Annotated in this window: 8 protein-coding genes and 1 pseudogene; 3 read left to right on the forward strand and 6 right to left on the reverse strand. The window is 60.6% G+C overall.

The genetic code is table 11. The annotated features are described in order from the left end of the window. Positions 1 to 310 precede the first annotated feature (310 nt). The 6 genes from QWJ46_RS23730 to QWJ46_RS23755 form a co-directional block, all read right to left on the reverse strand. On the reverse strand, positions 311 to 2296 hold the full coding sequence (locus QWJ46_RS23730; RefSeq protein WP_302754205.1) for an FAD-dependent oxidoreductase: 1986 nt from the start codon (positions 2294 to 2296) through the stop codon (positions 311 to 313). Between the two features lie 97 nt (positions 2297 to 2393). Beyond that, on the reverse strand, positions 2394 to 3473 hold the full coding sequence (locus QWJ46_RS23735; protein ID WP_302754206.1) for a glycine betaine/L-proline ABC transporter ATP-binding protein: 1080 nt from the start codon (positions 3471 to 3473) through the stop codon (positions 2394 to 2396). Continuing rightward, on the reverse strand, positions 3466 to 4353 hold the full coding sequence (locus tag QWJ46_RS23740) for a proline/glycine betaine ABC transporter permease (protein ID WP_302754207.1): 888 nt from the start codon (positions 4351 to 4353) through the stop codon (positions 3466 to 3468). Before QWJ46_RS23740 ends, QWJ46_RS23735 begins: the two co-directional genes overlap by 8 nt. A 96-nt stretch (positions 4354 to 4449) precedes the next feature. Then, positions 4450 to 5451, reverse strand: coding sequence for an ABC transporter substrate-binding protein (locus QWJ46_RS23745; RefSeq protein ID WP_302754208.1), 1002 nt, complete (start codon positions 5449 to 5451; stop codon positions 4450 to 4452). A gap of 68 nt (positions 5452 to 5519) precedes the next feature. Further along, a complete protein-coding gene (locus tag QWJ46_RS23750) occupies positions 5520 to 6311 on the reverse strand; it encodes a pyrroline-5-carboxylate reductase (protein WP_302754209.1) in 792 nt (263 codons plus the stop codon). A 10-nt stretch (positions 6312 to 6321) separates the two neighbouring features. Beyond that, positions 6322 to 6951 (reverse strand): TetR/AcrR family transcriptional regulator, encoded by a 630-nt coding sequence (locus tag QWJ46_RS23755; RefSeq protein ID WP_302754210.1) that lies wholly within the window; start codon positions 6949 to 6951, stop codon positions 6322 to 6324. Positions 6952 to 7097: 146 nt separating this feature from the next. Here QWJ46_RS23755 and QWJ46_RS23760 point away from each other — a divergent pair, with 146 nt between their 5' ends. From QWJ46_RS23760 to QWJ46_RS23770, 3 genes and pseudogenes are all read left to right on the forward strand, one after another. Continuing rightward, entirely contained in the window at positions 7098 to 9134 is a 2037-nt protein-coding gene (locus QWJ46_RS23760) for an NADH:flavin oxidoreductase (RefSeq protein ID WP_302754211.1), read from the forward strand. A gap of 41 nt (positions 9135 to 9175) precedes the next feature. Next, complete coding sequence (locus QWJ46_RS23765) at positions 9176 to 9781, forward strand: dimethylsulfoniopropionate lyase (protein WP_184460540.1); 606 nt, start codon at positions 9176 to 9178, stop codon at positions 9779 to 9781. A gap of 134 nt (positions 9782 to 9915) precedes the next feature. Next, positions 9916 to 10024, forward strand: a pseudogene (locus QWJ46_RS23770) (electron transfer flavoprotein subunit beta/FixA family protein); the annotation flags it as partial.

Raw genomic sequence — 10024 nt, forward strand, 5'->3', positions numbered from 1 at the left:
CGAAGGTTCTTAAGTGGACCGCTCGAGATAGCCTTCGGCAGGCTGACAGGCAGTTGGCATACGCACGGGATGGAGTGCGTATGGGTGTAATCCCCGTCCATCATATGGGGTGATCGATGGAGCGGTGGCTTGGAGACCGTAGACCATCATGGCCCCGGTCGGGTTTAGTTTAGTGTTCGCGAGCGATGGAGCAATTGGCGCGTGCCGATATTGTCGGTCAATCGGCTTTTCGTGACGCAGTCTGGACTGGTCCTGCGCAAAATGTATAGGCTGACGCTTCCCGCACCGTCTTTTCGGTGCGCGCCCCGAATCAGATCGCTAGTCCGGCTCGCCGGCCCTCGTAGAAGGCATAGGGGGCCTGGCGCGGCGCGGCGCAGTCGCCGATCTCGACGGCGTCGATACCTAACGAGCGCAATTCCTCGCCCAGCGCGCCGGCCGCCGCATTGGTCGTGGCGAGCACCAGGCTGTCGCCCTCCTCGAAGGTGCGTTCACCGGTATTGAGATCCAGCAACGTGGCGCCATTGCCGTGCCATTCCAGCACGCTGACCTCCAGGAGCCATTTGACGCCCAGCCTCTTCAACGTCCGGCGCAGCGGTACGTCGGCGGTCGTGCGCTGAAGCTCTTTGCCGATGAAGGGATCGGGCGAGAGCATTGTCACCGAATGCCCGTCTTCGGCAAGTTTCCAGGCGGTTCCGCAGCCGCGCCAGCCGCCGCCTTCGTCCAGCAGGAGGACTTTCCGGCCCGGCCTTGCCTGTCGCGCCATGACCGCCTCGATTGTAAAGACATTTCCCTTTTCGATGCCGGGCAGCGTCTCGACGGATGGCAGGGCCTTCTGAAAGCCGGTTTCGGGGGAATAGGAGCCTGTCGCCAGGATCACCGCATCGGCGCCAACGGCCTCGACATCCGATGCCTCGACATAGGCGTTGAACCTGATATCGACCCCGAGCTTTGTCAGTTGCCGCTCGTACCAGGCAATGAGGTCGAGGATCTGCCCCCGGCGAGGCTGCATTCCGGCAAGCAGGAAATTGCCGCCGAGCCGGTTGGATGCTTCGGCGAGGATGACCCTGTGGCCCCGCTCGGCCGCTGCGCGGGCGGCTTCCAGGCCAGCGGGCCCGGCGCCGACGACCAGCACCATCTTCGGCTTGGCCGCTGGCGTGAAGCGGTCGCCGCCCCATTGATATTCGCGCCCGGCCGAAGGGTTGATGAGACAGCTTATCCAATAATCACGCGAACGCCGGCCCCAGCACATCTGGTTGCAGGAAATGCAGCCGCGAACATCTTCGGGGCGGTCCTCTCCCGCTTTTCGCGCGAGGTGAGGATCGGCAATCTGGCCGCGCACGATCGACACGAGGTCGGCCGATCCTTCTCCAAGAACGCTTTCACCATTTTCCGGGGTTCTGATATGGCTTTCGGCAATGACGAGCGCGTGTTTGACCGACCGTTTGATCGTTGCCGCCAGATCGGCGCCGAGCTTTTCCTGGTAAAGGAAGGTCGGCATCAGCTTTTCGAAGTCGAGATAGCCGCCCGAACCGCAGGTCACATAGTCGACGAGGCCGAGATCGTCATGCAGTGCGACGATGTCGGCAAGCTCGTCCCGTCCGAGCGCCACGCTGTGGTCAGCGTCATCGCTGATCGCAAGCCCGATGATGAAGTCTTGACCACAGGTCGAGCGGATGCGGCTCATGATTTCCCTGGAAAAACGTGTCCGATTTTCGAGGGCGCCGCCCCATAGATCCTCCCGCCGGTTCGACCATGGTGTCCAGAATTGCTCGATAAGACCGAGATAGGCCCCCCAGACTTCCACGCCATCGAAGCCAGCCTCGCGACAGCGACGCGCCGCCTGCACGAAGCCGTCGATGGTTTCCCAGATCTCGCCTTCGCTCATCGAATGCGAGCCATCGCTGTCGTGATAGCTGGCCATGCCGGAGGGAGACCAATGCGCGTGATATGAATTATCGGAGTCTCCATGCGCGCCGACATGGTAGAGCTGCTGGATCGCGACCGCACCATTTTGCTTGATTGCGCTCGTGACCTTTCTGAAATGAGGAATCACGCCATCGTCACCGGCACGAAAGTTTCCGCGCGTCAGTATGGCGGCGGGATGGACCGGCATCGGCTCGACCACGATCATCCCGGCGCCGCCGATGGCGCGTTCGGCATAATAGGCGACGTGCTGGTCGCCCGGCACGCCGTCCTTGGCCATATTTGCCGTGTGCGCCCCGAAGACGATCCTGTTGCGCAAGATGTGCCCGCGCAGACCGACGGGCGAAAGCAGACGCGGAAAAAGCTTCGACATCGTGATCCCTCAGGGCCGATTTGCCGGTTGCAGTGTGTGGCGACGCGCCGCACGTCGCTGCCCCCGGCCAAACCGAGAGAGGCCGCAGGCGAAGATTTCAGAGTGCGACCGACAGGGTGCTGTCGCGTCGGGCGGCTACCTCCTGCGAGTTCACCATTGCGCCGGCGAGCTGGCGGAAGGTGACAAGCCCCAATGTTTCTCCCGACGGGGAAACCACCCTGGCATCATCGTCCGGGGTCGAAGCCAGCATTCGGACGGCCTCTTCGACCGTCGTGCCCGATGCGATCGTCAAGCCGCCCGCCATCGTGGCGGAATGCAGCGGCGTCATGACGGCTTCGACGTGAACGACTCGGCCGCGGTTTACCTCCTTGACGAAGTTGGCGATATAGTCGTCCGCGGGACGCAGCACGATGTCCTGGCTGGTGCCCTGTTGAATGACTTCGCCGTCGCGCAGGATGGCGATCTGATCGCCCAGGCGAAGCGCTTCATCAAGGTCGTGAGTGATGAAGACGATGGTCTTCTTGATCTCCTTCTGGATGTCGAGAAGGACTGTCTGCATATCCGTGCGGATCAAAGGATCGAGCGCCGAATAGGCTTCGTCCATCAGAAGCACCGGCGCATCGTTGGAAAGGGCCCGCGCCAGGCCGACGCGCTGCTGCATGCCGCCGGAAAGCTGGTTCGGATATTTTTGCTCGAAGCCTTTCAGCCCGACGCGCTCGATCCAGCGCATGGCGATGTCAACGGCTTTCGCACGCTCCATGCCCTGCACTTCGAGACCGAAGATGGTGTTGTCGAGGACATTGCGGTGCGGCAGAAGTGCGAACTTCTGAAACACCATGGCCGTCTGTTGCCGACGAAACGTCCGCAATTCGGCTTCGTTCATCTTCACGACATCGACGCCGTCGACCAGCACTTCGCCGGATGTCGGATCGATCAGCCGATTGATGTGGCGAATGAGCGTCGACTTGCCCGAACCGGAAAGGCCCATGATGACCTGAATGCAGCCGGAGGGAATCTCGATATTAATATCTCTGAGGCCCAGGACGTGACCGTGTTTTGTGTTGAGTTCGACCTTCGTCAGGCCCTTCTGGACCGCTTCGACATAAGAGGCGGGATTGGGGCCGAAGATCTTGTAGAGGTGACGGATCTTGATGCCGCCGAAACGATGCTCAGCCATGGACGGTCTCCTGATGCTTCTGGAGCCTTTTGCCATAAGCCTGGCTGACCCGGTCGAAGATGATGGCGATGCCGACGATGGCAAGGCCGTTGAAAATGCCCAGCGTGAAGTATTGGTTCGCGATCGCCTTGAGCACCGGCTGGCCGAGGCCCTGGACGCCGATCATGGAGGCGATGACCACCATGGCAAGCGCCATCATGATCGTCTGGTTGATGCCGGCCATGATGGTGGGAAGCGCCAGCGGCAGCTGCACCTTGAAGAGCTTCTGTGATCTCGACGTCCCGAAGGCATCGGCAGCTTCAAGCACGTCCTTGTCGACCAGCCGAATGCCGAGGTCGGTGAGCCGGATCATCGGCGGGATGGCGTAGATGACGACGGCGATCAGGCCAGGCACCTTGCCGATACCCAAGAGCATGACGACGGGGATGAGGTAGACGAAGCTCGGCATGGTCTGCATGACGTCGAGGATCGGATTGACGACGCGCTGCAGCCGGTCGGAGCGGGCCATCAGGATGCCGATCGGGATGCCGATGGCGATGGAAAGAACCGTGCAGACGAAGATCATCGAGACTGTCCGCATCGTGTCGTCCCACATGTCGAAATAGCCGATCAGCATCAGCGTCACCAGACAGCCGAGGACGATCTTCAAGCTGCGGCTTGCAAACCAGGCAATAACGAGGATGATCAGGGTGATGATCGGCCACGGCGTTTGGGTCATGAAGCGCTCGGCGGCGATGAGGAAATGCTGCAGCGGGACGAAGAGGCTTTCGATGGCGTCGCCATAGCTGCGGGTAAATCCGCGAAAACCGTCGTCGATCGCCTTCTTCAGATTTCGAAGCGCGTCGTCGTTCATGTGCGGGAATTTATAAAACCATTCCATCTCGGTTCCCCTTTTTTCTTCAAAGAGCCGTGGCAGTCTTTTTGTTTTTGTCGGCGCGTGAGAAGCGGTGCGCTTTTCGCGCACCGCAATTTTGGCTTAGAGAGCAGCTTCGATCTTCTTGGCTGCCTCAGGCGAGACCCACTTGGTCCAGACGTCCTTGTTTTCTTTCAGGAAGTGCTTGGCACCGTCTTCGCCGGTCGCCTGGTTATCGGTCATCCATGACATCAGCTGGTTGACCGTGTCGTTGCTCCAGGAGCGCTTTTTCAGGTAGTCCATGACCTCAGGGCCGACCTTTTCGGAGAAAGGCTTGGCAACGAGAGTCACGACGTGATCGACCGGCCATGCTGCCGGCTTCGGATCGGGGCAGTCGGCAACGGTGATGCAGCGCTTCCACTCGGCGGCATCCTCCGGCACGCCGGCTTCGAGCTTGACCATCTGATACTTGCCGAGCAGCGCGGTCGGCGCCCAGTAATAACCGACCCAGCCTTCCTTGCGCTCGTAAGCCTTGGCGATCGAACCGTCGAGGCCGGCGGCAGAGCCGGTATCGACGAGGGTGAATCCCGCCTTCTCGGCGTCAAACGCCTTGTAGAGCTGTGAGGTGACGACCGTGCCACCCCAGCCCTGCGGGCCGTTGACGACGGCGCCCTTCTTCGGATCTTCGGGATCGGGGAAGAGTTCCGGATGCTTCAGCGCATCGCCGATCGTTTTGATATCGGGATGGGCGTCGGCGAGATATTTCGGAATCCACCAGCCCTGTACGCCGCCATCCGGCAGCGGCGAGCCGACCTGAACGATGCGGCCTTCTTCAGTGCCCTTCTTGACGACGTCAGGCAGCAGGTCGATCCAGGCTTCGGGCGCGATATCGGGCTGGCCCTTTTCGGCCATGGAGGTGATCGTCGGGACAGTGTCGCCAACGGTGATGTCGGCGCTGCAGCCGTAACCTTCGTTCAGGATGAACTTGTCCAGGTTGGAGAGAACTTCGGCGCTCTGCCAGTTCATGCTGGCGATGGTGACGCTGCCGCATTCGGCAGCGCTGGCGAAGGACGCGCCGCCGATCAGGCCGAACGTCAAACATGTCGATGCAAGTAGTTTCTTCATTCTCGTTCCCTCTATTTAGCGGCTGATCTGGCCAGGCGGGGTGCCGCAGTACCCGCCCTCAACGGTCGTCAGGAAGCAGCTCCCATACTCACCGATTTCTTGAATGCTGCCGATAGGCCTTCCGCCACCGCAGCGTCGAACCCGGCGGCGCGCATGCCTTCGATGGCTGCCGCGGTGGTGCCGCGATAGTCGAGAAAGGTTTGAACGACGTCGTCGGGGCATTCGTTACCGCGCTCCAGCAGCCGGCCGGCGCCTGACATCACCGTATTGACGGCGCGGCGCGCAACCTCGGCCGGCAGGCCGCGGGCAACGGCGTCGCGCATCATGGCGGCGGCGAGCAGCGCCGGGAATGCAGGCCCGGAGCCGGAAAGGCCTGTGAGATAATCGATGTCGCTTTCGCTTGCGACCTCGTCCTCAGATCCGCAGGTTTCGAAGATCGCGCGGACGACGGCCCGATCATCTCTGGTGATGTCGTTCGCGCCGATCCAGGGGGTATAGGATTTCCCCACTTCGGCAGCGGCATTCGGCAGGGCGCGGACAACGCGGCCTGTCTTGTGGCGCTCCGAAAGGGCGCCCAGGCGAATACCGGCCATGACGGAAATCACGAGCTTGCCGGAAGCATCGAGGGCGAACGGCCAGTCGTCGGGGCGGACGGAGAGAAGGATCACATCCGAGCGGTCGGCAAGCTCCTGATTGTCCTTGGTCCAGAAGGAATCCGGGAAACGGTCGGGCTGCCGGCTGCGATAGGAGAGGCAGAGATTTCGAGGATCGACCAGATCGGAATCAAGGATCGAGCCGGCGATGGCTCCGCCGAGCCAGCCGCCACCGCCAATAATACCGATCCTCAAGGAAACGCTCATCTCGGTTTCCTCAGCCGGGCCTATAGCCATGCCGCGCGAAGAAGCGGTCGAGCTCCCTCTGCTGTGGCACTTCACCCGTGTAGATCGCGATATATTCGGGAATCCGTTTCATGCGGACGGCGAGTTCCTCCTTCGACTGCATGGAAATGTACCCGATCTGAACGAGATAAGTTGTCCGCGCTCTGACATCCGATGTCGTTTCTGGTACCCCGAACCGCATAAACATGCGTTTGAGCGCCTCCAGCCGGATCTGATCGGCCTTGTGAACCTCGGCCAGAAGCTCGTCCGACTGCAGCGCCCAGCTGCGCACGGCAAATTCGAACCTGGCGTCGAAGAGATCGGTGCTCAGCCAGCAATCGAAGACGTTGAGCATCGCTTCGGCCAACGATTCCGCATAGGCTTCCGATTGCTTGACGATATTGCCGGTGTTTTTCTCACGCCATCGCGCCACCAGCGCGCTCAGGAGCTCCTCCCGATCCTTGAAGAACCAATAGAAGCTAGTTCGCGAAAGATTGAGTTTCTTTGCGAGCGGCAGAATTTTCACTGAATCCACGCCGGATTCCAGCAGTGACTGGTAGGCTGCTTCCAGCCATCCCTCCTGCGATCCGCGCCAACCGGTGTCGTTTAGAGCCTGGTCCATGCATTCTCTCCTACCAAATTCCGCGGCTCCGTACAAGAAAAATGTACAGTTGTGTCGAAAATAACGACCTTATTGTTTTCAAGATTGACACATGTGTACATTGCGCTTAGCGTTTGCTCCGATGTTTTAATCCGGAACCACGGCCCATGTCGAACGATCCTCTTCTTCAGCCCTACCAGCTCAAGCATCTGACGCTGCGTAACCGTATCATCGTAACCTCGCACGAGCCCGCCTATCCCGAGGACGGCATGCCGAAGGAGAAGTATCGGGCCTATACCGTGGAGCGGGCAAAGGGCGGAGTGGCCTTGACGATGACGGCAGGGTCCGCCGCGGTTTCCCGGGACAGCCCGCCCGTCTTCAACAACTTGCTCGCCTATAAGGACGAGATCGTCCCCTGGATCAGGGAAATGACCGACGCCGTGCATGAAGAGGGTGCGGCGATCATGATCCAGCTCACCCATCTTGGCCGGCGCACGCGTTGGGACAAGGGCGACTGGCTGCCGGTCGTCGCCCCGTCGCATCATCGCGAGGCCTCGCATCGCGCTTTCCCGAAGAAGATGGAAGATTGGGACATCGACCGCATCATCAAGGATTTCGCCGATGCGGCCGAACGGATGAAGGCGGGCGGTATGGATGGAATCGAGCTGGAGGCCTATGGCCACCTGATCGACCAGTTCGCGTCGCCGCTCACGAACGAACTCGACGGCCCCTATGGGGGTGCGCTCGAGAACCGCATGCGCTTCTGTCTCGATGTGTTCAGGGCGATCCGCGAGAGGGTCGGGAACGAGTTCATCCTCGGCGTGCGCTATACGGCGGACGAATGTCTGCCCGGCGGTAACGGGCAGGCCGATGGCATAGAGATTTCGAAGCGGCTGCGTGATAGTGGGCTCATCGACTATCTGAACGTCATTCGCGGCCATATCGACACCGACGCCGGTCTGACCGACGTCATCCCGATCCAGGGCATGGCGAATTCACCGCACCTGGATTTTGCCGGTGAAATCCGCGCCGCGACCAACTTCCCGACCTTTCATGCGGCGAAGATTCCCGACGTCGCCACGGCGCGACATGCGATTGCAGCAGGAAAAGTCGACATGGTCGGCATGACCCGCGCCCACATGACCGACCCGCACATCGTCCGCAAGATCATCGAGAAGCGGGAAGAGGATATCCGCCCCTGCGTCGGTGCCAACTATTGTCTCGATCGCATCTATCAGGGCGGGGCGGCCTACTGCATCCACAATGCGGCCACGGGCCGCGAACTGACGATGCCGCATATCGTGGCAAAGGCCGACGTCAGAAAGAAGGTCGTCATTGTCGGCGCCGGCCCGGCCGGTCTGGAAGCGGCGCGCGTCGCGGGGGAGCGCGGCCACCATGTGGTCGTTTTCGAAGCGGCGAACAATCCAGGCGGCCAGATCCGCCTCACCGCCCAAAGCGAACGCCGCAGGGAAATGATCAGCATCATCGACTGGCGCATGAGTCAGTGTGAGAAATACGATGTCACCTTCCACTTCAACACCTGGGCGGAAGCCGACACGATCGGGGCCGAAAATCCTGACGTCGTCATCATCGCCACAGGCGGCTTGCCGCATACCGAGGTGCTCACCAAAGGCAACGAGCTGGTGGTCTCGTCTTGGGACATCATCTCCGGCGATGTGAAACCTGGAACCAATGTGCTTGTTTTCGACGATGCCGGCGACCATGCCGGTCTCCAGGCGGCGGAATTCCTCGCCAAGGCAGGCGCCAAGGTCGAGATCATGACGCCTGACCGATCGTTCGCGCCCGAAGTCATGGCCATGAACCTGGTGCCCTATATGCGCTCACTCCAGAAGCACGACGTGACCTTCACCGTCACCTATCGCCTGGAAGCCGTCGAGAAAAGCGGCAACCAGCTCGTTGCCCATATCGGCAGCGATTATGGCGGGATTGCAAGGCAGAGCAGCTTCGATCAGATCGTCGTCAATCACGGAACAATCCCGCTGGATGAGCTCTATTTCGAGCTGAAGCCGAAATCCAGCAATCTCGGTGAGATGTCGCACGACCAGCTTCTCGCGGGAGAACCCCAGTCGGTCGTTCGCAACCCCGAGGGCAAGTTCCAGCTGTTCCGGATCGGCGACGCTGTCGCTGCCCGCAACACGCATGCCGCTGTCTATGACGGTCTGCGCATCGCGAAGGATATATGATTGTCAGAGCGGCCGCCTGTCGGCCGATCGGGGGGGATGATATGAGTTTGCGCAACAAAAGCCTCCAGCACTTCCTGGAAGCCGCTTCGGTCGCTTTCGGCCAGTTCGCCAGGGCTCCGGAAGCCCGTCGCTCGATCGGGCAGTTCTTCGCGGCGCTGGAGCGTCCGGGGACTGCGCGCGCGGGAGGGGGAAGCCGGTTACCAGTCTGCGCTCACCTCGATATGGCGCTCGCGGTCGATACGTCCTATGCTTCGCTGGCGCGATTGATCGAGGGGTTCAAAGGCATCGAGCCAATGCTTGAATGGCGTCGCCGCACAAAGTATGACCACACCACGGCCAGCGACAATTTCGTTGATGGGCATGCCAATGCCATGATCGTCGGGCCGGGTGGATTGGAGGAGCGAAGTGACCTGTGGTTCGGCGTGACGTTGATGGCGCCTCATGTGCGCTATCCCGATCACGACCATGCGCCGGAGGAAGTCTATCTCGTGCTGTCCAAGGGAGAGTTCCAGCAGGGGGAGGGGAATTGGTTTTCGCCTGGTATCGGCGGATCGTTCTATAATATTCCCGGGATCAAACATGCCATGAGATCGGTGGAGATGCCGCTCTTCGCCTTCTGGGCGTTGCTCGCTGAGCGGTCGCATTGACGGCCGGCTGTCTAAAGCATGTCGCGCAAAGCTGTGCGGCGGTTGCGACAACGGCTTACGTAAAAACAAAGAGTTAAAGCGCGAGCCAAGCGAATCTGAAAGATCGCGACGCGCTTTGGATAAAGGGGTTCGCCATGAAGATTCTCGTGCCCGTCAAGCGGGTAGTCGACTACAACGTGAAGATCCGGGTTAAGCCGGATGGCACGGGTGTCGAGCTTGCCAATGTGAAGATGTCGATGAACC

This window comes from Rhizobium sp. CBN3, from assembly GCF_030518245.1.
Classification (GTDB): domain Bacteria; phylum Pseudomonadota; class Alphaproteobacteria; order Rhizobiales; family Rhizobiaceae; genus Rhizobium; species Rhizobium aethiopicum_A.